The 21,713-nt window shown below is 68.1% G+C and carries 19 protein-coding genes and 3 tRNA genes; 9 read left to right on the top strand and 13 right to left on the bottom strand.

Annotated features, from left to right (window positions below):
• Positions 1–55: 55 nt before the first annotated feature.
• The 3 genes from EXU32_RS01010 to EXU32_RS01000 form a co-directional block, all read right to left on the bottom strand.
• The gene (locus EXU32_RS01010) at positions 56–1,810 is read right to left on the bottom strand and encodes a S8 family peptidase (RefSeq protein ID WP_130628218.1); all 1,755 of its coding nucleotides are present in this window, start codon (positions 1,808–1,810) and stop codon (positions 56–58) included.
• A gap of 182 nt (positions 1,811–1,992) precedes the next feature.
• A complete protein-coding gene (locus EXU32_RS01005) occupies positions 1,993–3,258 on the bottom strand; it encodes an acyl-CoA dehydrogenase family protein (protein ID WP_130628217.1) in 1,266 nt (421 codons plus the stop codon).
• Positions 3,259–3,304: 46 nt separating this feature from the next.
• Positions 3,305–4,630: an acyl-CoA dehydrogenase family protein gene (locus EXU32_RS01000; protein WP_165399531.1), complete on the bottom strand. Its 1,326-nt coding sequence runs from the start codon at positions 4,628–4,630 to the stop codon at positions 3,305–3,307.
• A gap of 258 nt (positions 4,631–4,888) precedes the next feature.
• On the opposite strand from EXU32_RS01000, the gene EXU32_RS00995 reads away from it, so the two are divergent.
• Entirely contained in the window at positions 4,889–6,727 is a 1,839-nt protein-coding gene (locus tag EXU32_RS00995) for a phosphoenolpyruvate carboxykinase (GTP) (RefSeq protein ID WP_130628216.1), read from the top strand.
• An 87-nt stretch (positions 6,728–6,814) separates the two neighbouring features.
• The gene (locus tag EXU32_RS17585; protein WP_257907875.1) at positions 6,815–6,943 is read left to right on the top strand and encodes a hypothetical protein; all 129 of its coding nucleotides are present in this window, start codon (positions 6,815–6,817) and stop codon (positions 6,941–6,943) included.
• A gap of 907 nt (positions 6,944–7,850) precedes the next feature.
• Here EXU32_RS17585 and EXU32_RS00990 read toward each other — a convergent pair.
• Positions 7,851–8,246: a DUF4190 domain-containing protein gene (locus tag EXU32_RS00990; protein ID WP_130628215.1), complete on the bottom strand. Its 396-nt coding sequence runs from the start codon at positions 8,244–8,246 to the stop codon at positions 7,851–7,853.
• 804 nt (positions 8,247–9,050) lie between these two features.
• Here EXU32_RS00990 and EXU32_RS00985 point away from each other — a divergent pair.
• The 3 genes from EXU32_RS00985 (at position 9,051) to EXU32_RS00975 (ending at position 9,951) form a co-directional block, all read left to right on the top strand.
• Entirely contained in the window at positions 9,051–9,233 is a 183-nt protein-coding gene (locus EXU32_RS00985) for a hypothetical protein (RefSeq protein ID WP_114204275.1), read from the top strand.
• Between the two features lie 68 nt (positions 9,234–9,301).
• Positions 9,302–9,475: a hypothetical protein gene (locus EXU32_RS00980; protein WP_162787020.1), complete on the top strand. Its 174-nt coding sequence runs from the start codon at positions 9,302–9,304 to the stop codon at positions 9,473–9,475.
• A 77-nt stretch (positions 9,476–9,552) separates the two neighbouring features.
• Positions 9,553–9,951, top strand: a complete 399-nt coding sequence (locus EXU32_RS00975; protein ID WP_114204277.1) for a hypothetical protein — start codon at positions 9,553–9,555, stop codon at positions 9,949–9,951.
• Between the two features lie 978 nt (positions 9,952–10,929).
• Here the strand turns inward: EXU32_RS00975 and EXU32_RS00970 are convergent.
• The gene (locus EXU32_RS00970; protein WP_130628214.1) at positions 10,930–12,309 is read right to left on the bottom strand and encodes an IS1380 family transposase; all 1,380 of its coding nucleotides are present in this window, start codon (positions 12,307–12,309) and stop codon (positions 10,930–10,932) included.
• A gap of 739 nt (positions 12,310–13,048) precedes the next feature.
• On the opposite strand from EXU32_RS00970, the gene EXU32_RS17075 reads away from it, so the two are divergent.
• Genes EXU32_RS17075 through EXU32_RS00955 form a run of 3 tightly spaced genes read left to right on the top strand, consistent with a single transcriptional unit; the run spans position 13,049 to position 15,911 of the window.
• Positions 13,049–14,593 carry a replication initiator gene (locus EXU32_RS17075; protein ID WP_165399530.1) on the top strand — a complete coding sequence of 515 codons (1,545 nt, stop codon included), beginning with the start codon at positions 13,049–13,051 and terminating at the stop codon, positions 14,591–14,593.
• A complete protein-coding gene (locus EXU32_RS00960; RefSeq protein ID WP_207233856.1) occupies positions 14,590–14,784 on the top strand; it encodes a helix-turn-helix domain-containing protein in 195 nt (64 codons plus the stop codon). The genes EXU32_RS17075 and EXU32_RS00960 overlap by 4 nt, the downstream gene beginning before the upstream one ends.
• Positions 14,781–15,911 (top strand): tyrosine-type recombinase/integrase, encoded by a 1,131-nt coding sequence (locus EXU32_RS00955; protein ID WP_130628213.1) that lies wholly within the window; start codon positions 14,781–14,783, stop codon positions 15,909–15,911. Before EXU32_RS00960 ends, EXU32_RS00955 begins: the two co-directional genes overlap by 4 nt.
• A 145-nt stretch (positions 15,912–16,056) precedes the next feature.
• On the opposite strand, the gene EXU32_RS00950 is transcribed toward EXU32_RS00955, so the two are convergent.
• The 7 genes from EXU32_RS00950 to EXU32_RS00920 all read right to left on the bottom strand — a co-directional run bounded on the left by EXU32_RS00950 (position 16,057) and on the right by EXU32_RS00920 (position 20,610).
• Positions 16,057–16,129 (bottom strand) — tRNA-Arg (locus tag EXU32_RS00950).
• Between the two features lie 186 nt (positions 16,130–16,315).
• Positions 16,316–16,404: transfer RNA gene (locus tag EXU32_RS00945), tRNA-Ser, on the bottom strand.
• A 79-nt stretch (positions 16,405–16,483) separates the two neighbouring features.
• The gene (locus tag EXU32_RS00940; RefSeq protein WP_165399529.1) at positions 16,484–17,956 is read right to left on the bottom strand and encodes an LCP family protein; all 1,473 of its coding nucleotides are present in this window, start codon (positions 17,954–17,956) and stop codon (positions 16,484–16,486) included.
• A 236-nt stretch (positions 17,957–18,192) separates the two neighbouring features.
• Positions 18,193–18,396 (bottom strand): cold-shock protein, encoded by a 204-nt coding sequence (locus EXU32_RS00935; RefSeq protein WP_055991015.1) that lies wholly within the window; start codon positions 18,394–18,396, stop codon positions 18,193–18,195.
• Positions 18,397–18,622: 226 nt separating this feature from the next.
• Complete coding sequence (gene aroQ / locus EXU32_RS00930; RefSeq protein ID WP_130628211.1) at positions 18,623–19,072, bottom strand: type II 3-dehydroquinate dehydratase; 450 nt, start codon at positions 19,070–19,072, stop codon at positions 18,623–18,625.
• 24 nt (positions 19,073–19,096) lie between these two features.
• Positions 19,097–20,458, bottom strand: coding sequence for a protealysin inhibitor emfourin (locus EXU32_RS00925; protein WP_130628210.1), 1,362 nt, complete (start codon positions 20,456–20,458; stop codon positions 19,097–19,099).
• 65 nt (positions 20,459–20,523) lie between these two features.
• Positions 20,524–20,610: transfer RNA gene (locus EXU32_RS00920), tRNA-Ser, on the bottom strand.
• Positions 20,611–20,703: 93 nt separating this feature from the next.
• Here EXU32_RS00920 and EXU32_RS00915 point away from each other — a divergent pair.
• The gene (locus EXU32_RS00915) at positions 20,704–21,045 is read left to right on the top strand and encodes a protoporphyrinogen oxidase (protein WP_130628209.1); all 342 of its coding nucleotides are present in this window, start codon (positions 20,704–20,706) and stop codon (positions 21,043–21,045) included.
• Between the two features lie 71 nt (positions 21,046–21,116).
• Here EXU32_RS00915 and cysE read toward each other — a convergent pair whose 3' ends face one another.
• Positions 21,117–21,713, bottom strand: coding sequence for a serine O-acetyltransferase (gene cysE / locus EXU32_RS00910; protein WP_130628208.1), 597 nt, complete (start codon positions 21,711–21,713; stop codon positions 21,117–21,119).

Here is a 21,713-nt window from a genome sequence, read left to right as displayed (position 1 = left end):
AGGGGGTCGGCCACCTCCACGGTGACCGACCCCCTTCGCGCGTGCTGGGACTACCTCAGCGGCCGCTGACCGCAGCGAGGGCGTCGATGATGCCGTCGCCGTAGAAGCCGTTGAAGTCCTCGTCGCCGACGCACTGCGCGTTGTACGAGGCCGGGATCTCCGGGTAGTCGAACAGGCTCGGCGTCGGGCAGGCCTTGTCACGCGCGGAGTCCATGAGGATCTCCTTGGTGGTGTCCGCGTCGAGTCCGAACCCGGTGTGGCCGTTGTTCGAGCCGAACTGGGAGACGATCAGCGCGGCGACGCCGGCTGCGTGCGGCGAAGCCATGGACGTGCCCTGGTAGTACTCGTAGTACCCGCACTCCTGCTTGCCCTTGACCATGGCGCAGTCCTTGAAGACCCAGCCCTCACCAGCCTCGGTGATGTTGCCGTCCTCGTCGACCGAGCCCTCGGCCTTGACGACGTTCTCCGGGACGGAGGAGAGGATGAGGTTGCCGGCGGTCGCGAAGTCCTCGGTGCCGACCTTGTCGCGGTAGTCGCCACCGGGCGCGCTGATCTCGATCTCACCGGACTCGATGTCCGTCGTGTAGTTCGAGTAGTAGGCCTTGCGCTCGGTCGGACCGACGGAGGAGACACCGATGACGTGCTCGCCCTCGACCGGCAGGTCGAAGCAGCTCGCGTTGTCGATGGTGCGCGGGTGCTCGTTGCCCTCGGGGTAGTTCGGGCTGGAGGTGTCCGAACCCGGGTTGGCCAGGTCGGTCGCCGCGTTGCCGAGGGCACCGACGAGGGTGACGTCCTTGGAGTTGGCGTAACGCAGTGCGCGGGACATCGCCTCGATGGTCATGTCCTGCTGTGCGGCCTCCTCCGGGTTGTCCTCCGGTGCGCCACCGACGCAGTTGTAGGCCCACGGGTCGACGTAGAAGCTCATGTTGACCACGTCGAGACCCGCGTCCGCGGAGTAGGTCAGCGCGTTGACGGTCGAGCCGAGGAAGAAGTAGCCCGCGTCCTGACCGGCGCGCACGTTGACGATCGACACGTCCGGAGCGACACCGGAGACGCCGATTCCGTTCTTGGCCGCCGCGACGGTGCCGGCGACGTGGGTGCCGTGGCCGCCCTCGTCGACGCCTGCCGGGTCGACACACGACTCGACCTCGCACGGCCCATCGATGTCGGGGATGTCGGTGACGAAGTTGCGCGAAAGCTTGTGGTTGAAGTTCGGCGCGATGTCCGGGTGGCTCGCGTCGACACCGGTGTCCATGATGCCGACGGTGACGCGCTTGTCACCGGACTGGACCTTGTGCGCCTGGCCCGCCTTGATCATGTCCATGCCCCAGAGCTTGGAGTCCAGGGGGTCAGCGGCGCGGTTCTTGCTCTTGCCCTTGGGGCCCTTGACGACGTCCGGTGCGCCGGCGGTCTTGCCCTCCATGCGCGGACGCTCGACGCCGGCCTTGTCCTTGGCCTTGTCCGGGGTGCGTCCGACGATGCCTTCCTCAGCGGCGCCGAAGACGCCCTTCATCGAGCGCGCCTGCTTGACGAAGTCGCTCGACGTCGACGCGACGGTGACCATGCCGACCGCTTCGTTGACCGCGGTGACGGTCGCCCCCTTCGCCTCCAGGCGCTTGGCGAGCGCCTTGGCGCTGGAGCCGCGGTCGGCGAGCACGACGTACTGGGTGCTGCCGCCCGCCGAGGATGCGGTCTTGGTCGTGTCTGCGGTGTCTGCGGTCGGCGCGGCGGTGGCGTTGCTCGTCGCTGCGAGACCGGTCAGCCCGAGCGCCAGAGCGCCCAGTGCCGACACCATGCGAGTGTTGCGCATGTTTTTCCTCCCAGTTGTCGTCATCGACGGGTTGCCGACGACCCCATCGACACTATGACGTGGATCACTTTCTCGCTCGTCGAGAGGCGGCGGGCCCCGGACGCAGGCACGCCCCCTGCGTCCGCGATGGACGAAGGGGGCGTGTCACCGATCCCGGCCGGCGCGACCGGGTCAGGTCTGGACTACTTGAGCTCCTTGCTCGAGTAACCGAGGATCCGGCGGGCGACGACGAGGAGCTGGATCTGCTGGGTGCCCTCGAAGATGTCGAGGATCTTGGAGTCGCGGGCCCACTTCTCGAGCAGCTCGGTCTCGGCGTAGCCGGTGGCACCAGCCAGCTCGACGCAGGCCAGCGAGACATTGACGCAGGTGCGACCCGCCTTGGCCTTCGCCATGGATGCCTCCATGGAGTTGGGCTTGCCGTTGTCGGCCATCCAGGCGGCGCGGAGCGTCAGCAGGTAGGCGCTCTGGTAGTCCGCCTCCATCTCGATGAGCTTGGCGGCGGCAGCGGACTGCACGTGCGCGGGACGGTCCCAGTCGACCTCGACACCCGCGTCCTTGAGCAGCTCGGTGGTCTTGTCGAGCGAGGCGCGGGTCAGGCCCAGTGCCATCGACGCCACGAGCGGACGCGTGTTGTCGAAGGTCTGCATGGCGCCACCGAAGCCGCCCTCGATCTTGATCTCCGGGTCGCCCAGGAGGTCCTCGGCGGGCACGCGGCAGTCGTCGAGGACGAAGGCGGCGGTGTCGGAGGCGCGGATGCCGAGCTTGTGCTCCAGACGCACCAGCTGCAGGCCGGGGTTGTCGCGACGGACCACGAAGGACTTGATCGCGGTCTTGCCCAGGCTGCGGTCGAGGGTCGCCCAGACGACGACGAGCTCGGCGCGCTCACCCGAGGTGACGAAGATCTTCTCGCCGTTGAGGACGTACTCGTCCCCGTCCTTGATCGCCGTGGTGCGGATGGCGCCGGAGTCGGACCCCACGTCGGGCTCGGTGATGGCCATGGCGGCCCACTTGCCGGCGTAGCGCGCCTTCTGCTCGTCGTTGGCGACGGCGGCGATGGCCGCGTTGCCGAGGCCCTGGCGCGGGATCGACAGGGTCAGGCCGACGTCGCCGCGGCAGGTCTCCAGGATGGAGAGGACCGAGGAGAGGTTGGAGCCGTTCTTGTTCTCCTTCTCCCCCTTCTTGCTGGCCCGGCCGGAGCCGACGGCCGCGACGTCGCCCTCCTCGGCGCCGTCGTCCTTGGCGCGGGTCGAGGAGGAGGCGCCGGCACCCTGCCCGGCGCCACCGTCGGACATCCCGTCGATGACGGCCGACACCAGGTCGAGCTCGGCGGGGTACTCGTGCTCGGCGCGGTCGTACTTGCGCGAGATCGGCCAGAAGACCTCCTCGGCCATGCCACGTGCCTGGGAGATGAGCGGACGGAACTTCTTGGGAACCTCGAGGTCGATCATGATCGTGTCCTTCGTGTCAGGTAGGTAAGAGGAAGGGGGGCGCGGCTCAGACGAGCAGCGTGCCCTCGAGGACTCCGGCGCCCCGCAGGTCGCGGTACCAGCGCTCGTTGTCGAACTCCTTGACGAAGCCGTGGCCGCCGAGCAGCTGCACACCGCTCGAGCCGATCCACGTGGCGTGACGGGACACCAGGCTGCGGGCCTGGGCGATCTCGGCGCTGGCGTCCTCACCGCGGTCGAGGCGGGCGGCGGCCTTCCACACGACGAGGCGCAGGCCGGCCAGCTCGATGGCGATGTCGGAGACGGTGAAGGCGACGGCCTGGCGGTACCCGATGGGCTCACCGAAGGCCTTGCGCTCCTTGACGTACTCCTTGACGTGGTCGAGGACGGCCTGCGAGGTGCCGACGGCGGCAGCGGCCCAGGCCAGCCGGGCGCGGCGCACCGCGTCGGCGTGGTCCTCGGTGCTGCCGAGCAGGTCGCTCCTGGGGACGCGGACGCCCTCGAGGTGCAGGCGGGCGGTCTTGGCCGCACGCACACCCATGGCCGGGTCGTCCTCGACCTGCACACCGTCGGTGCCGGGCTTGACGATGACCAGCCGCGGCTGGCCGTCGATCGCAGCGGAGACGATGAAGAGGTCTGCCGTCTCGGCCCCGGGGACGATCGCCTTGGTGCCGTCGAGGATGATCTCGTCACCCTCGACGCGACCGGTGGTCCGCAGGGCGAAGGGGTCGAAGAGCACCTGGGGCTCCTGGATGGCCAGGGCCGCGGAGGGCGGGTTCTCGCTGGTGAACTCCGGCAGGTAGGTGGCCTGCTGGTCGGCGTCGCCGTAGGCAGCGATCGCGGTGGCGACGGCCGCGGGGGCCATGATCGCGGCGGCGATGCCCATGTCGCCGCGGGCGAGCTCCTCGAGGACGATGGCGCCGGTGACGGCGGAGCGCTCCTCGGCGATGCCCTCGAGCTCGGCCGGGACGCCCACGAGGTGCAGGCCCATGTCGGCGGCGGCGGAGCGGACCTCGTCGGGGACGCTGCGCGCAGCGTCGGCCGCGGCGGCCGCGGGCCGGATGACCTCGTCGGCCAGATCGCGCGCGACGCCCTGGATCATCTGCTGGTCCTCGGACGGGTTGAGGTCGAAGAGCGGCTTCGGCTTGGCCGTCGCCGCGCGGGCCGGGTCACCCGCCCCCTTCTTCTTGGCGAAGGCGCGACCCGCAGCGGTCTGCGCCTTGAAGCCGGTGACGGCGCCCTTGTAGAGGTAACGCTCGACCTTGGCCCGCACCTCCTTGTCCTTCAGGCCAGGCAGGCCGCCGGCCTTGGCGATCAGACGCAGGCCGAGGCGCTGCCCCTTGTCCGCCAGGGACATCGATTCACTGGAAGCCATGTGGGACTACCCCTTCGAGACAGTGCTGAGTGGAAGAAAAGTGTGCGATACCGACAGTACCCGCTACAGCACGTATCGGTAAACTGGTGAGTCACAACGGGTGGTCATGATCTGTCGCACACCCCTCGCGTGCGTCAGATCACGCGAGCCGCGCGACATCCTCCCCGCCACGGCTGGTCACAGGGCGGTAACCTGCCCGCAACCGGGAGAACCCGTGAGGGACCGCCCGCACACCAGCACGTGAGAGGGAAACTGAGCATGGTCGACGTCGACGCCGCGCTTGACGCGTCAGGTCTCACCAACGAGGCCGTCCGCGAGTACGTGAAGCACTGGGCCGAGATCACCCAGCCTGACCGGATCGAGGTGGTGGGCGCCCAGGACGACGATCGACTCATCGCGGAGGCCGTAGAGGCCGGGGAGCTGCTGCCTGCCGGGGAGGGTCGGTACTACTCCCGCTCCTACTCCAAGGACACCGCGCGCTCCGAGGAGCGCACCATCGTCGCCACCAACGACGAGAAGGACAAGGGCGTCTACAACAACTGGCGCCCCGCCTCGGAGATGAAGGACAAGCTGACCGAGCTGATGCGCGGCCAGTCCAAGGGCAAGACGATGTACGTCCTGCCCTACCTCATGTCTCCCAAGAACAACGAGCTCGCCCAGTGGGCCACCGGCGTCGAGCTGACCGACAGCCGCCCCGTCGTGCTGCACATGATCCGCATGTCCCGCGTGGGCATCGAGCACGTCAACGACCTGCCGCAGCAGGACAACTTCGTGCGCGCCGTGCACGTCACCGGTGACCTGGAGAACCTCGGCCAGGGGACCCCGGACGACAAGCGGTACTTCGTGACCGTCGCCGACGAGCGGATGATCCTGCACTTCGGCTCCTCCTACGGCGGCAACGCACTGCTGGGCAAGATCGCCCACGGCCTGCGCCAGGGCGCCTACGACGGCTGGGACACCAAGAAGTTCCTCGCTGAGCAGTACATGCTCATCGGCATCTCCGACAAGGAGACCGGCAAGCGCTACCACATCACCGGCGGCTTCCCGAGCGCCTCGGGCAAGACCAACCTCGCGATGATGCTGCCGCCGGACGCACTCGGCGACCGCTACCAGGTCGACTTCTACGGCGACGACATCGCGTGGCTGTGGGTCGACGAGGCCACCGGCAAGCTCATGGGCATGAACCCCGAGTTCGGCGTCTTCGGTGTCGCCAAGGACACCAACGAGAAGACCAACCCGACCGCGCTGCACTCGGTCGACCCGGGGACCAAGACGATCTTCACCAACATCGCCTACAACCCCAAGACCGAGGAGGTCTGGTGGGAGGGCCGCACGCCCGAGCCGCCGGCCGACGTCGACGGGTGGCTGGACTGGAAGGGCGAGCCGATCGCCGACCGCGAGGCGGGCGACACCTCCCCGTGGGCGCACCCCAACAGCCGCTTCACCACGACGCTGGCCAATGTCCCCAACGCCGCTCCCGACTTCGACGAGCCCGTCGGTGTCGAGGTCGACGCGATCATCTTCGGTGGCCGCACGCGTGACCGCGAGCCGCTGATCCGCGCGATCACCGACCAGGCCGAGGGCGTCTACGACGGCCTCACGCTGGGCGCCGAGGCGACCGCCGCAGCCGAGGGCGTCGAGGGCCAGCTGCGCTACGACCCCATGTCCAACCGGCCCTTCATGGCCTACGGCGAGGGCGACTACGCGCAGCACTACCTCAACATCCTCAGCCAGGTGAAGGACAAGCCGCTCTTCGCGCACGTCAACTGGTTCCAGAAGCACCCTGACGACGGTCACTACCTGTGGCCCGGGTACCGCGAGAACATCCGCCCGCTCCTGTGGCTGATGCGCCTCAAGGCCGGCGAGGTCACGGGTCGCCAGACCGCGGTCGGCATCATCCCGACGCAGGACGAGCTCGAGATGACCGGTCTCGACATCCCGCAGGAGGACCTCGACCGGATCCTGTCCATCGACGTGCCGCGCTGGCAGCAGGAGATGGGCTTCCGCGAGGAGCACCTCAAGCAGTTCGACCGGCTGCCGGAAGAGATCTGGGAGGCGCACCGCCGCGTGTCGGCCGCCCTCGACAACGAGGCCTGATCGACCGCACCACATGACGAAGGGGGCCGCCCGGGTTTGATCCCGGGTGGCCCCCTTCGTCATGTCCGGCTGAGTACGCTGGCGTCCATGGCCGACCTCACCGAGCCCTGCCCCAACTGCGACCGCCTGATGCGCTGGGAGACCTCCCACGAGCGCTGTGACGGGTGCGGGTACATCCGGCCGTGCTGCGAGGGTGCCCCCTGCCCCATCCCATGACCCGAGTGGGCTGGGCCAGGACCGGGCGGCGCGCGACATCGGAGTTTCCACCGCACCCGATCGAGATCGAGATGGCCCGGGATGGGCTGAGCAGCCATGGTTGTGTGTTGAACTGGTAGCCAGGCCTGCCGGCGAGGCTCCTATGGCGGCGCCGGCACCCAGAACTACCGGTTCAACACACAACCATCGGCCCGGGTGATCTTCCGCCCCGGGAACGAGTCAGGCCCCGCCGCGTTTCCGCTGGCAGGGCCTGTTCCGTCTGTCTCAACACAGAGTGCGCCCGAAGGGATTCGAACCCCTAACCTTCTGATCCGTAGGCGCGTCCAGGGGTGGAGTGGCGCACACCATGCACCGAGATCCCGGGGGTGGCAGTACCTATTGCCTCGACTGGAACGCACTGCGGAGGTCCCGGTTGCTGTCATGGCTGCTGTCAGGTCGGGCGGAGGTACCCGCCGACCCGATAGCGGAGCAGAGCCGGTCGGAGCGGGTTCGGGTCAAGCGGTCCGAGTTCGACGCCAGGTGCGGTTCGCAGGCGCGGAGCGCGTCCCGGATGTCCTGCGCGGTGGCCGCTTGAGCCGTGCCCGTGGAGGCCGGATGGTGTAGCGCCGGGTCGGCGGTTCGAAGGTGAGGGCACTCGATGAGGTGGTCATCGGGTGTCCTTGCTTGTGCTCGGTCGGCGACGAAGGGCGCGCAGGTGGGGGTGCGCGGAGGGCGGGGAACGAGCCCGGAGCGCGGGGGTCCCCACCGGAGCGGCCGTAGGCGACGGCCGCGGGCCGAAGGCCCGCCTTGAGTCAGTAGAGAAAGTCCTCACACCTTTGCCATCGAGCGGTCTGTCGCCGTCCATTCCGGCCGTCGCCCAGCTCGGGCGTCTAGACGTGTGAGGGAGCAACGTTGCGCCTGGTCTCGCTCAAGCGCTAGGCGGAGGGTCGATCAGCACGAAGTAGAGGATGAGGAGCACAATGAGGCTGACGAACAAGGTCCCCACCATGCCGAGGATTCTGCCCACGACGACAAAATCTCGACGGCTGTAGGCGCCAGGATTGGCATCAATCTGACGAAGGACCCAGCCGCCCATAACCCACGCCACAGGTGCGATGAAGGGGACGACAGTCACCCCGATGATCCCGAGGACAAGCACCGCGATGGCCTGCGGGTGCTCCCGCGGGCCATACATCATGTTTGGGTAGATGGGCATCGCCGGACCCGCTTCAGGCCGAGGTGCCGGTACGGCCGCCACCTCCCCGTGGAGCCCCGCCGAACCCGACTTCTGGTCCTGCTCGGCGTCCCTGCTCTCCTGCGTCATGCGCGAACCATACATGTCGCCGCTACCCGGCGTTTGACCCCTGCGGATAGCTTCAGGTTCCAGTCGGAGTCGAACGAGAGGGGACCGGGCCTCCGGTCGAAGTCCGCGGCGATTATTCGTCAGCCACGGCTTGCCTACGCAATCGCCCTACCGCTGGCCACAATCATTGATTGAGGGCATCGCTTCCACCCTGGGTGACGTCCTGTGGTGCTTTTGAGTCAGCGCTCGCCGGCGCAAAATCCTTCGACTCAGCGGCAACTTGCGAGCGGTGAGGGCACCCCCCAGCTACGACACCGAGGGCGGCAATCGCCCACCACACAAACCAGTAGGGAGCGCCATCAATCAAACCGGCGATAGCACTTCCCACCCAAGCCAACATCGACACGTTGAGGGCCACGGTGAGAACCCGACGGCAGCACAAGTCGCCGTGGGGGTGCAGGAACCACGAACTGAGCAAGTTCACTGCACCTCCCTGACACGGGCGCTCGATCAAGCGCCGGACCCCAGGTCGCACGCATAGGGACGGCAGCACGGATCAGCTGAATGACCCAATGGTCAGTGAAAGTCAGGGTTTCGTCAAGGAACGCGGCGAAAGTAGCGCGGGCTGTATTTGGGCAGCGTCCCTATGCTGACCCTTCCCGTGTGAGCCCACGCCGCAGACCCGCCAACGCCCCCTTCTCGTTCGCTGTCCGCGTAGCCCCCCCATGGGTCCTCCGCCCAGCCCTGCAGCCAAGCAAGCACGTCGGTAGGGTCCGCGTGGCTATCTACCCGGGACTCAGTCCTGGATGTGCTTTAGTAGCGAGCATGCCGCCGTACGTGCGCTGGTCGATTGCCAGCATCGTGTGTCTCATCGCCGGGCCATTGACCGGTCTCTGGCTCGAAGGTGACGTAGCGACCTGGGCTTCCTTCTTGTTCGGAACCGGACTCATCGTGACTTTGATCGTGGCGTTCTTCAGCTGGTTTCGCTGGACTCAACGAGAAAAGTGATGGGTTCCCCCTTCGACCCACCCGAGCCGACGGCAGCCGAGCGACGCCGCGCCCTTCTCCTGTCCGGGATGGTGGTGCTGCTGATTCTCCTCTCCTGCGCCTTGAGCGGGCTGGCTCACGATGCGCCATGGTTTCGGCCCGTGATGACGGTCGTTCTTCTGGCCCTAGGTGCAGTGCTGGTCGCCGGGTCCATCGACCGGGCGAAGTTGGCGCGTTCGCTCGAGGAACGAGAGAAGGGCTGAGGACTCTCAACCGGCGTCGTGGCTCTGGATTTGCAGATCGGCAGAAGGTTGGCACTTAGGGCTGGCATGATCGGTCCATGATCTCCGAGCCCGGCCGTGACTTGCTTGAGGAGGTACTCAGGCAGGTCGTCGGACAGGAAGCGCAGATCGAGTGGGTCGACGAGGGCAGGGAATGGTCCGCCCATGCACGGCTTGTAGGGGCAGGGGGCCTCGTCAGCCACGTGCTCACTTCCGGCGAGATTCAGATGGCTAGGTTTGAGGATCCTCCGTGCAGCACCGTCATCCTCACGAGCACCGATGAAGACGAGGTGCGCGAGGCGCTGGCCAAACTTGCTCGTGCCGTTGCCGAGTACTCAGCGGGAGGCGGTCACGTGGTGCAACGGAAGGGGCTCTTTGGAACTCGACCAGTCCTCGTTCTTCGCACTACTGAAGGAGAATGGCGGATCGGAAAGCGCTCCGGCACTATCCCGTATTGACTGATCCGCATCACCTCACCGAACAGGCGTCGCCGGCGGGTCCTGTGGGGAAGGGTCCAGGCCATCCGCAGGTGACCTCCGGCCAAGGATGCGCGGGACCTCACATTGGCCGTGCAGTCACGTCCCGCTCCGGTAATGGACACGCCAATTCGCGCAAGGTCCATGGGCTATGAGCCGCGGTCCGCCACGTCGATGATGAGTATCTATGCCCATGACCACGCGGGGCGACGCCCCCATAAAATCAACTATGCGGACGCACACGATAATGGCTTGGGCTGTCGCCGCCATAGTTCCCTTTCTGATGATTCAGCCCACCTTTGCTGGATTCGTCGCGGACCCCACCTTCATGGGCCAGCAATGGGACACCGAAGATGGCAATTGGTGGGCAATGATGAACGGGTCGCTGAGCCTCGCTTACCTGGCTTGGATAACGCGATGGGCGTGCGCTTCGCGAATCTCATGGGCACCTCGGGCCGCGGGAATTCTTTTGCTTTTGCCGGGCTCTCTATTTAGCACCTATTTAACAATAGTTGCGGTAGGCATGGCGCTCGGAAGTCCGGCCAGTTCCAACGGTTCAAGCAACGAATCGTTAAGGGATGGGGTTTTCATAGCCTCAGCCGTCTCGTTCGTGTGCGCAGCGCTCTTGACTGTCCTGGATCACCGACGATCCAATCGGACGGCGCCCGAATGAGGTTCTGATGCCACTTCAGTCGTTCCGAAAGACAACGACCGCACTTGCGGCATCGACAGCCCGCCACAACTCCGCTCGGTAAAGCAGCGCACCAGGTGCGTTCGCGGGCGGCTGCCAACCCTTAACGTCCTCGAAGTCCGACTGAACCCGGATCCACCGTCCGGGTTCTCTTGGCGGCATGAGGGCGGGATTTTCGTGTGGTCCTGGATGAGGGCGTGAGGGGGCCACCGGGCTGTCCGGTTCTTCCACTGCGGGTCCTTGGTCGCGCCCCGGTGGGGGCTGGGTGGTCAGGTCATCGCTGGGCTTGGTGGCCCGCAGGCGGTGGTGAACAGCGCTTCCCAGGCGTCCTGCCAGGGCCAGCCTTGGGGTAGGTGCATGCGTAGGCGTCGGGCGGAGCGGGCCAGCCGGGCCGGGACGGCGATCAGGTGGTTGCGGATGGTGGCGGTGGTGGCCTTGGCGTGGAAGAGCGAGGCCAAGGCTCCGGCGGCGCGCGTGAGGTTGAAAGCGATCGCGGCCAGCACCAGCCAGGCACTGTTGGCCGCGAACGACCCGGAGGGCGCGTGGGCCAGCGGGCCAGATCGTAGGTCGGCGTGGACCTGCTCGATGATGGCGTGAGCGCGGTGGGCGGCCTCCGCTTCGAGCATTCCCAGTGGGGTATCGGTGAACACGCCGTGGTGGCGATAGGTGGCGAACAGTTCGCCCTGCCCGGCGGGCACGGTCTTGGGGTTGAGCCGCTTGACCCGGCGCACGATCAGCCGGGCGGTGATGTGCTCGCTCTTGCGGCGGGAGGTGAACGCGGTGAAGGGAATCTCGGCGACCTCGGCGTCGGAGACCAGGCGTTGTTCCTCCTCGTCCCAGATCGCGTTCGGGTAGTGGATCGGGGTCCACGCCGACTCGGGAATGCTCGAGATCGCCGCGGTCACCGCGGTGTTGTTGCGGGCGGTGACGGAGAACCGGGCGCCGGCCCGGTGGGCTGCGGCGGCCACGTCGTGGCCGTAGTAGGCGCTGTCGGCGCGCACGACCAGCAGCCCGGTGGCCCCGGCGGCGCGGCTGGTGGCCAGCGCGTCGGCGACGAACTTGGCCGCGCCGCGGGCGGAGTTGGTGTTGCCCCGCCGCAGCCGGGTGCCCACGATCATCGGTGCGGCCAGCGGGGTGGAGAGCGTGGCGATCAACGCGTTCAGGCCCTTGACCTTGTTGTAGCCGTACCCGACGCCTTGCTTGGCGTAGCCGTGGGTGGCCTTGATCGTGTCGTCGACATCGAGGTAGGCGATCTGGTCGGCGCCGGCCAGGACCGGCGCGTGCCGGGTCAGGCCGCTCAGGAACCGGGAAGCGATCGCGTCCAGCTGCCGCACGTGCCCGAAGGAGAAGGTCCGCAAGAAGGTCCCCAGCGTCGAGGGAGCCCGTATCCCGGTGAACAGCCGGCCCATCCCGCCGTGGCGCAGCAGGTCCATGTCATCGATGGAGTCGGCGCCGGCGACCATCCCGGCCACCAGTGCCGGGACCTTCAGGTGCGCGTTGGCGCTACCGGGCTTGCTCAAACTCAGGTGCTCGGTGACCAGTGCCGCCAGGCCGGCGCGCTGCGCCAGCGCCATGGTCGGTGCCAGCCCGGCGCACGAGACCAAGTTGGGGTCATCGAAAACCGCGGACAGGTTGTGAGAGGATCGCATCTACCGGATGCCCCTTTTTTGCTCGGTGAACTGGAACCTTTGACAGTCCCAATTCTCCTCGCACGGAGGGGCATTCGCCTGTTCCGACCCGCACGATTCCCTACGTCACCGACACTTCATCGGTGGATCCGGGCTGAACTGCGGACCACCCGTCTCGTGCCTTATCTGCGATCCACCAGGTGACACCCTCACCGCAGTTGTGGACCGCGACCGGCAGCTCGCTGTCTTGGAGCACGCGCGTGAACTCTGCTCGGCGCAGCCCAACTCTGGAGAGTTCGTACTCCAAACCGGCCGGGTCAAAGAGCCGCTCGCCCCTGGCCCGCCACAACAAACGAGCAGACTGCTGACCTCGTGACCCACCCCGCCGTCTGCCCATGCCGAGATGATGACATGCGCTCACGGCGTCATCCACAGGGATCTTGCGTGAAAGATGCGCGGGCCCTTCGGGTGCGGCAAGGTAGTGGGTGCGGATCAACACACACACTGAACGGGATAAGTCCCTGGGGGTCGGCTCCCCACCTCGGGCCCAGTGCGCTCGCATCACAGATGGCCGTTACAACCACTCGACTGGATCCGCGCCTGCACCCCCTCTATGCGGCGGTGCGACCGGCGTTGAGCGGCCTTGCGACGTCCGACCTCCCTACTTCTTTGCCGCGCTCCCCCACAGACTGGGTGTGTCGCGTGAACCCCAAGGCCAGCACCACCGTTCACGCGGCACACCCTTCGTTCGGGAGGGACCGTGCACACCACAGACACATCACGCCCTCCCGCTGCGGGCCCAGACCGGTTCCCCGGCTTTGGTGAAGACACCCCGCTCGACGTACCGGCCCTGGCCCGCCCCGAGACCGCGCAGCTGATCGCCTCCCGCATGCGCGACGGGACGATGAACGCCTTCTTCCACGCTCTGGCCGCCACCGGTAACTGCGCCCACCCGATCCGGCTGGTCGGGTCCTCGTCCACCGTGGACACCACCACCGGTCAGGTCATCTCCACCTTCGACTCCCGCGAGCTGCCGTTCGGGACCCTGCACCGCCCGTGCGGTAACCGCCGCGCCTCGGTGTGCCCGTCGTGCTCGCGCGTCTACGCCCGCGACACCTACGCGTTGATCCATGCCGGGGTCAGCGGCGGCAAGACCGTGCCCGAGCAGGTCCGCGACAACCCGCTGCTCTTCGTCACCCTCACCGCGCCCTCCTTCGGGCACGTCCACGGCCACCGCAACGGCCGCCCGTGCCGGCCACGACGACGAGATGACCGCACCCGCTGCCCTCACGGCCGACCCACCTGGTGCAACCGCGTCCACGACGCAGACGACGAGATCAACGGGTCCCCGTTGTGCTTCGAGTGCCATGACACGGCCTGCGCGGTGATGTGGCAATGGCACGCACCTGAGTTGTGGCGACGCTTCACCATCGCCCTCCGGCGCGGCATCGCCCACCGCCTGGGCGTCCCCGACTCACGCCTGAGCCGACACGCGTCGATCCAGTACGCCAAGGTCGCCGAGTACCAGACCCGTGGACTGGTGCACTTCCACGCCCTGATCCGCCTCGACGGCCCCGCAGACGGTGGGATCGGCTCCCCCGCACCCGCCTCCGTGGACGGCGCCGACCTCGCTGCGCTCGTGCGCAAGGTCGTCCCGAGCGTCACCGTCCTGGCCGACCCCGTCGACCACGAAGACACCCCACGCGTGCTGACCTTCGGCGCCCAAGTCGATGCCCGCACCGTCCGCGGAGGGTCACGTACCGACGACCCGAGCGGCCCACTGACCCCCGACCAGGTCGCCGGGTACCTGGCGAAGTACTCCACCAAGGACTCCTCCAGCCTGCACGGCCACGGCCAAGGACGCCCCCACCTCCTCGCCCTCAAACGGGAATGCCGCGAGATGGCGCAGCGAGCCGCGACCTTCCACGACGTCGACCACGACTACCAACGCATGAGCCAGTGGGTGCGCTGCCTGGGTTTCCGCGGCCACTTCGGCACCAAGTCCCGGCGCTACTCCATCACCCTCGGCGCCCTTCGCCGCGCCCGATCACGCTGGCAAGAACTCGCCGCCGATTCCCGCCGCACCGGCGCCCCGATCGACACCCGCGACCTCGAAGCACGCCTACTCGCCGACGACGCCGACGAAACCACCCAAGTCATCGGGTCCTGGACCTACATCGGCACCGGCTGGCGCGACCACACCGAAGAAGCCATGGCCCTGGCCGTCGCCGCCCGCACCCGCGAGTACGACCTGTGGAAGGCCCAACGACGCGTGACCCGAAGTGGAGTAGAGACAAGGGGATGACCATGCCAGAGAAGCTGTTGATGACGGTGGCCGAGGCGGCCGAGGTGCTGAACGTCGGAAAGTCCGCGGTCTATGACCTGATTCGGATGAACCGACTGCCCAGCGTGAAGATCGGTCGACTGCGTCGCATCCCGGTCTCCGCGGTTCACGAGTACGTGGCCGCGGTCTCCGACGATTGGTCCAGGGCATGAGCCGGCGGGCCAACGGCGAAGGGTCGATCTACCAGCGCAAGGACGGACGCTGGACCGGCGCCGTCTACGTGTTGAACCGCGATGGTGGCCGGCAGCGACGGCAGGTCTACGGCAGGACCCGCGGTGAGGTGGCCGGCAAGGTGGCAGACCTGCTCAGCCTGAACCGGAAGCACATCCCGGCCGCGCCGGTCGAGGTGACGGTGCAGCAGTACGCGCAGTCGTGGCTCGAACGGCTCGGTTCGTCGGGGCTCAAGCCCGCAACGGTCAGCAACTACCGCTGGGTCCTCGACCGGCATGTCCTGCCGAACATCGGCCGTCAACGCCTGGTCGCGCTGTCCCCTCAACATGTGCGGACCTTGCTACTGGCCGTCTCGGAGTCCGGTGTCTCGGCCCGCACGGTGCAGCTGAGTCGCGCGGTGCTGCGCTCGATGCTCGCGGATGCCGAGCGTGATCAGCTGATCCATCGCAACGTCGCGGCGCTGGTCAAGGGACCTCGCGTCGAGAGGCAGGAGGTCGTTCCGTGGACCGCCGACGAGGCGGGTCAGTTCTTGACCTCGCTGGAGGGGCACCGATTGCGTCCACTCTTCGCAGTGGGCGTCGCGCTGGGCCTGCGCAAGGGAGAGCTGCTCGCGCTGCGATGGCAGGACGTCGATCTCGACGTGGGGGCGCTGCGCGTGCGCGCGACGGTCCAGCGGCTCGGCAAGGGCGTGGGTCTGGTGACGGGGTCGCCGAAAACGGCACGCAGCCGACGCACCCTGCCACTGCCCCAGGTGCTCGTGGACGCCCTGCGTGAGCACCGGACGGCGCAAGCCCTGGAGCGCGAAGAAGCGACCTCGTGGCACGACGCGGGACTGGTCTTCACGACGTCGAAGGGCACGATGATCGAGCCGCGCAACCTCAACCGCTTCCTCGACGAGGCCATCGCTCGAGCCGGGCTGCGGCGGATTCGCTTCCACGACCTGCGGCACACGTGCGCATCCCTGCTGCTGGCACAAGGAGTCTCGCCGCGCGTGGTGATGGAGGTCCTCGGCCACTCCCAGATGAGCATGACGACGGACCTCTACGGTCACGTCATGCCGTCGTCACTGCGGTCGGCTGCAGATGCTCTCGACGGGGTATTCGGGTGATGATGCGGCTGGCTCGGATGCCCGGGTTGCTGTCACGGCTGCTGTCAGTGGCCCTCGACGTCATGCGTCGCAGCGTGCCCGGGAACGAGTCAGGCCCCGCCGCGTTTCCGCTGGCAGGGCCTGTTCCGTCTGTCTCAACACAGAGTGCGCCCGAAGGGATTCGAACCCCTAACCTTCTGATCCGTAGTCAGATGCTCTATCCGTTGAGCTACGGGCGCAGGCCGCCGAACATGTCGGCAACAAGGAAGGACTGTACCGGGTCAAGGGCCTCTCCACGAAATCGGGTGCTGTCAGGGGCCGCTCGCTCCATCGCCACCTCATCGCGGTGTCCTCATGACACGGCGCTCACCGAGTCCGGCACGCGGAAGCGCCCTCGAGCGATCAGCTCGAGGGCGCTTCGGTGCTGGCGGAGGCGGAGGGATTTGAACCCTCGACGGGTGTTACCCGAACCGCATTAGCAGTGCGGCGCCATAGGCCACTAGGCGACGCCTCCAAACAACTCGCACAGACTAGCCGTCCGACATGCGCCACTCAAAGTCAGGGGTACCCGAGGGCCCTGCCGCGCAGTGCGATCAGCCGCAGATGTCCTCGTCGGCGGTGCGGCTGGCGACCTCGGTGGGTGCCGGCGGGGCGGTGACCGAGGGCGCGGGGAGCGGGTCCGTGCCCTCGCGGTTGGGGACCTCCTCGGCAGGGCGAGCGCCGGCGCCGAGGACCAGGCGGACATCCCCCTTCGCCATGGTCTTGTCGACCTTGAGCTTGGCGCCCGGGTACGCGGCGGCGACGGTGCGTGCGCTCTCGATGTCGCCCTTCGCGTGGTGGACGACGACACCGGTGACGGAGGACGTCGGGGCAGTGCCGGCGACGCTCGCCGTGAAGCCCTGCGCAGAGAGCGCGGCGACCTCCTGCCGGGCCAGCCCGGAGACGCCCGTGTCGTTGGCGACGCTCACCGTGACCGCGGACGGGCGGACGGTGAGCTTGTGGCTCGCCGTGCGCACCTTGTCCTGCCCGGGAAGGGGGGCGTCGTCGCGGATCGCGGCCCAGAGCGCCTCGGATGCCTCGGGTCGCCACTGCACCCGGTTGAGATCTGCCGGGTACGGCTCGGTGGGCACGGTTGCGAAGACGATCTTGTTGGTCCCAAGGCCCTTGAGGCTGGAAGCGATCGACGTCAGCCGCCGCAGACCCAGGTCGTCGTCGGCGGTCATCGACTTCGTCGCTGCGTCGAGGAATCGGTAGAGCCGGTCCGGGCGCAGCAGCAGCGAGGTCTTGGTCGCCTCCTGCACCATGGACGACATGAAGGTCTGCTGGCGCTCGATCCGCTGCAGGTCCGAGCCGTCCCCGAGGCTCTTGCGCATGCGCACGTAGCCCAGCGCCTCCTTGCCCATCAGCCGCTGCCGGCCGGCCGGCAGCTCGATCTGAGCGCTCTTGTCGGACACCGGCTTGGGCAGGCACACGTCGACCCCGCCGAGCCCGTCGACCATCGACTGGAAGCCGCTGAAGTCGATGACGGCGACGTGGTCGACGAAGACGCCGGTGAGCCCCTCGAGCGTCTTGACGGTGCAGGCGGGACCGCCCTTGTTTAAGTTGTCGTTCCAGCGGCGCACCTCGCCGTTGTCGACCGTCGAGGCCGGGTCGGCACAGTCGGTGGGCGCCTTGGTCATCGAGTCGCGCGGGATCGAGATGACCTGCGCCGACTGACGGTCTGCGGCGATGTGGACCAGCAGGTTGGTGTCGGAGCGGGGTCCGCCCTCTGCCGTCCCGACGCCGTACTCCGAGCCGAGCCCCTCGCGGGTGTCGGACCCGATGACGAGGATGTTGAGCGCGCCGTCGACGTCGTCGGGCCGCGCCGCGGACCCGTGCGCGATGTCGACGCGAGAGATGTTGCCGTTGAGGTGGACCGCGACCCCGACACTCGTCGCCACGCCGAGCGCGGCGGCGACGCCGGTGACCTTCAGTGCCCGTCGACGCAGGAGCGCTCGTCGACTGTCTCGCTGCGTCCGTCGTGCGCTGCGCGTGCCCTCCTGCGCGGACGCTACACGCGCAGGCATCGCGCGGGTGGCTTGACGATCGGGAGGGACGCGGGCGCGCTTCCCGGCGCGGGCGGCCTCACGCCGCGCCGCGCGCGTCTGGTGATCGCCCGTGTCGTTCATCGGGAGGACACCCTAGCGTCCACGTCCGAGAAATCTGACCAAACACTGACGAAGGCCCCCGCCAGATGGCGGGGGCCTTCGTGCGAAGCGGTGGAGTCACCGCATCAGGTGATGCGTCGTCCGGGTGAAAAAAATCAGACGGGACGGACGCTCTCAGCCTGCGGGCCCTTGGGGCCCTGGGTGATCTCGAACTCGACGCGCTGCGCCTCGTCGAGCGACCGGTAGCCGGTCGTGTCGATTGCGGAGTAGTGAACGAACACGTCGGGGCCTCCGCCGTCCTGGGCGATGAAGCCAAAGCCCTTCTCAGCGTTGAACCACTTAACGGTGCCCTGTGCCATGAGGTGAAACTTCTTTCCTGTTGAACAATCCGGTCCCGCAGGTCGCGGTACCTTGTGCAAGCTGCAAAGCTCCCCTCGGCAGAGGAACACGCCTCTGGTAATACTGTGGGCTCGGCTGGCGGCCGTGCCCAAATGCATCGTGCGAGAGTTCTGTACTGCAACTACGCGAGCGACGCTACCAGCAATCGCGCGTAGTGGCATGGTCGCGTCCCACCGCGACCTCGGGTCACCCCTCGCGGACCCGCTCGCCCACGGCGTCGATGGCCTCGGCGTAGCCCCTGACTCCTCGTCCGACGATGACCTCGTCAGACACGTCAGTGATGTACGAGAAGTGCCGGAAGGCCTCTCTCGCATGGACATCCGAGATGTGCACCTCGATCACCGGCGCTCGCACGGCGGCCAGCGCGTCGCGGATCGCGACCGAGGTGTGCGTCCAGCCGCCGGCGTTGACGACGAGTCCGACCGCGCTGGCGCGCACCTCGTGGATCGCGTCGATCATGACGCCCTCGTGGTTGGTCTGGCGGAAGTCGAGGCGCCACCCCAGCTCGTCGGTGCGGGTCCGGCACAGGGCCTCGACGTCGGCCAGCGTCTCGTGGCCGTAGACATCAGGCTCTCGCTCACCGAGCAGGTTGAGGTTGGGGCCGTTGAGGACGACGAGGGTGGGTGCTGGGCTCACCCGGGCAGCCTAACGGCGGCCTGCTCAGCCCTCCCGGCGCAGCGTCCGCTCGAAGAGGCTGCGCGTCGCCCGCGGCAGGACGCTCTCGGCGACCTGCACGTCGAGCTCCGGTCGCTCGCACCGCAGTCCGTAGCAGAGGGCGTCGGGGCGCGAGGTCCCCTCCGCGGCCAGACGAGGCAGCTGCGGCCCCTCGATGAGGGAGCGGAAGGCGCGGGCATCAGGCGCCGGCAGCTCTCCCAGGCTCAGCTCACGCGATCGGCTCAGGCCGGCGACGCCACCCGAGCGACTGAGACGCAGCAGCGCACCCTCGTCCGCGGGAGTCTCCTCGGCGGGGGCGCTCCCCCCTTCGCCAGCGACGACGCCCACCTGCTGCCAGTCGTCGGCCACCGCCGCAGCCTGCGTCGAGCCCTCGCCGTACCGGGCCTGCGCGGCAGCCACCGTGAGCGCCGCGAAGGTCGCGAAGTCGCAGTCCGTCGCGATCTCGCCCGTGAGAACATCGCACCAGATGAGGCCGGTCGCCTCCCACGCCGGGCCACCGATGGCGGTGGCGGCCAGATGGAAGGCCTTGTTGGGGATGCCCGAGTTGATGTGCACCCCGCCGTTGTCGTCGCTCGTGCGCACGAAGTCGTCCATGTGCGCCGGCTGCGGGTCCTTGCCCATGCGCGGGTCGTCGTAGGCGGTACCGGGTGCCGCCATGGAGCGCAGCGCCTGCCCCTGGACCGAGGCGGTGAGCAGCTCGGCGCCGATGAGCCAGTCGGCCTCGTCCGCCGACTGGCCCAGATGGCGCTGCTTGACGAGGACACCGAAGACATCGGAGACGTGCTCGTTGAGCGCCCCGGGCTGACCGCGGTAGACGAGTGCGGCGGTGTGCTCGGTGACCCCGTGGGCCAGCTCGTGCCCGATGACGTCGAGGCTCGCGGTGAAGCGGGTGAAGATCTCGCCGTCGCCGTCGCCGAAGACCATCTGGGCGCCGTCCCAGAAGGCGTTGTCGTAGTCCTGTGCGTAGTGGACGGTGGCCACCAGCGGCATCCCCGCCCCGTCGAGGGAGTTGCGGCCGTACTCGCGTGCCCACAGCTCCCAGGTGAGCCCGAGACCGTCGTAGGCCTCGTCGACGGCCGGGTCGTCGGAGGGCGGCTCGCCTTCGCTGCGCACGACGGCGCCGGGCAGGTCCTCGCTGCCGTGCGCGTCATGGATGGTGCGACGCGGTCCCTGATCGGGGGTGACCTCCGAGGGGACCAGCGAAGGGCGGGAACCCACCGGGGTGCGGGAATGGCGCAGGGTGGCGTCGATGGCCAGCGTGCGCGCGGCGACGAGGGCCGGCTGCGCCTGCGCGGAGCGGGCGAGTGCGGCGAGGACGTGCGGGGGGACGATGCTGCACCGGGTCATCCGTCCAGTGAACTCCCCTCCCCCGACAACCGCACCCCGAGCGAGGCCCGGGACGTCGAGCCGAGCGGAGGGCGTGGGATTCGAACCCACGATGACGTTGCCGCCATAGCGGTTTTCAAGACCGCCGCACTAGGCCACTATGCGAGCCCTCCTTGCTCGCCGTGGCGAGCGAGACCACGGTAGGCCATCCCCCGTGTGGGTAGTGTCGGAGGTGACGTCCCGACCCCAGATCGAAAGGTCACCACATGTCGAAGTTGTCCTTCCTCCTCAGCGCCAGCGTCGGATACGTGCTGGGCGCGCGGGCGGGCCGGAAGCGGTACGAGCAGATCCGCTCCGGCGCCAACCAGCTCTGGAGGTCGCAGCCCGTCCAGAGCCAGGTTGCCTCCGCCAAGCACGCTGCCACGACCAAGGCGGCCCCGGCGGCCCTCGGCGCCGTGAGCACTGCCGCCTCGGTTGCGAGCGAAAGGATGCGTGCCGGGGCCAGCAAGGTCAAGAGCGACCCGCAGCGCGACGTCGCGAGCGCGGTCACCGCCGACTCCCAAGGCCCGGCGACCTACCCGCTGGGCGAGGGTCCGACGCCGGCGTAGGTCTGGCCGGAGCATGCCGAAGGGAGGGTCCCACCAGCTGGTGGGGCCCTCCCTTCGGCGTGCTCTGCGGATCAGATGAAGATCGCCGGGTCGGCGTACATCAGGTCCTCGGCCGACGGGCCGCCCACCTCCAGCTGGGGGAAGCGGTACAACGCCGGGATGCCGGTTGCGACCGCGCCGGTGGGCACGTCCTTGACGACGACCGAGTTGGCGCCGACCTTGACATTGCTCCCCACGTGGATGTCGCCGAGGATCTTTGCCCCGGCACCGACCATGACCTTGTCGCCGAGCGTGGGGTGACGCTTGACGCGCTGGCCGGACGTGCCGCCGAGGGTCACGCCGTGGAAGAGCATGACGTCGTCGCCCACGATCGCGGTCTCGCCGATGACGACACCCATCCCGTGGTCGATGAAGAAGCGCCGGCCGATGTGTGCGCCCGGGTGGATCTCGATGCCGGTGACGGACCGCGAGACATAGGCGAGCAGGCGGGCGGGCCATCGCCAGCCGGGACGCATCCACCAGCGGTGGGCGACCCGGTGCAGCCAGATGGCGTGCAGACCGGCAGAGGTGAGGAGCACGACCCACCGCGAGGTGGCGGCGGGGTCGCGCTCCATGGCCGCGGCAAGGTCCTCACGGATCGTGGCGCGGATCGGCAGATGGGAGGACAC

Source organism: Janibacter limosus (genome assembly GCF_004295485.1).
Taxonomy (GTDB): domain Bacteria; phylum Actinomycetota; class Actinomycetes; order Actinomycetales; family Dermatophilaceae; genus Janibacter; species Janibacter limosus_A.
The sequence above is the reverse complement of the archived record's forward strand: the minus strand, read 5'-3'. Positions and strand labels throughout refer to the sequence as shown.

Excerpts from the sequence above, each read along its gene's own strand:
- EXU32_RS01010 (WP_130628218.1), bottom strand. The coding sequence starts at position 1,810 with ATGCGCAACACTCGCATGGTGTCGGCACTGGGCGCTCTGGCGCTCGGG.
- EXU32_RS01005 (WP_130628217.1), bottom strand. The coding sequence starts at position 3,258 with ATGATCGACCTCGAGGTTCCCAAGAAGTTCCGTCCGCTCATCTCCCAG.
- EXU32_RS01000 (WP_165399531.1), bottom strand. The coding sequence starts at position 4,630 with ATGGCTTCCAGTGAATCGATGTCCCTGGCGGACAAGGGGCAGCGCCTC.
- EXU32_RS00995 (WP_130628216.1), top strand. The coding sequence starts at position 4,889 with ATGGTCGACGTCGACGCCGCGCTTGACGCGTCAGGTCTCACCAACGAG.
- EXU32_RS17585 (WP_257907875.1), top strand. The coding sequence starts at position 6,815 with ATGGCCGACCTCACCGAGCCCTGCCCCAACTGCGACCGCCTGATGCGC.
- EXU32_RS00990 (WP_130628215.1), bottom strand. The coding sequence starts at position 8,246 with ATGACGCAGGAGAGCAGGGACGCCGAGCAGGACCAGAAGTCGGGTTCG.
- EXU32_RS00985 (WP_114204275.1), top strand. The coding sequence starts at position 9,051 with ATGCCGCCGTACGTGCGCTGGTCGATTGCCAGCATCGTGTGTCTCATC.
- EXU32_RS00980 (WP_162787020.1), top strand. The coding sequence starts at position 9,302 with ATGGTGGTGCTGCTGATTCTCCTCTCCTGCGCCTTGAGCGGGCTGGCT.
- EXU32_RS00975 (WP_114204277.1), top strand. The coding sequence starts at position 9,553 with ATGATCTCCGAGCCCGGCCGTGACTTGCTTGAGGAGGTACTCAGGCAG.
- EXU32_RS00970 (WP_130628214.1), bottom strand. The coding sequence starts at position 12,309 with ATGCGATCCTCTCACAACCTGTCCGCGGTTTTCGATGACCCCAACTTG.
- EXU32_RS00960 (WP_207233856.1), top strand. The coding sequence starts at position 14,590 with ATGACCATGCCAGAGAAGCTGTTGATGACGGTGGCCGAGGCGGCCGAG.
- EXU32_RS00955 (WP_130628213.1), top strand. The coding sequence starts at position 14,781 with ATGAGCCGGCGGGCCAACGGCGAAGGGTCGATCTACCAGCGCAAGGAC.
- EXU32_RS00940 (WP_165399529.1), bottom strand. The coding sequence starts at position 17,956 with ATGCCTGCGCGTGTAGCGTCCGCGCAGGAGGGCACGCGCAGCGCACGA.
- EXU32_RS00935 (WP_055991015.1), bottom strand. The coding sequence starts at position 18,396 with ATGGCACAGGGCACCGTTAAGTGGTTCAACGCTGAGAAGGGCTTTGGC.
- EXU32_RS00925 (WP_130628210.1), bottom strand. The coding sequence starts at position 20,458 with ATGACCCGGTGCAGCATCGTCCCCCCGCACGTCCTCGCCGCACTCGCC.
- EXU32_RS00915 (WP_130628209.1), top strand. The coding sequence starts at position 20,704 with ATGTCGAAGTTGTCCTTCCTCCTCAGCGCCAGCGTCGGATACGTGCTG.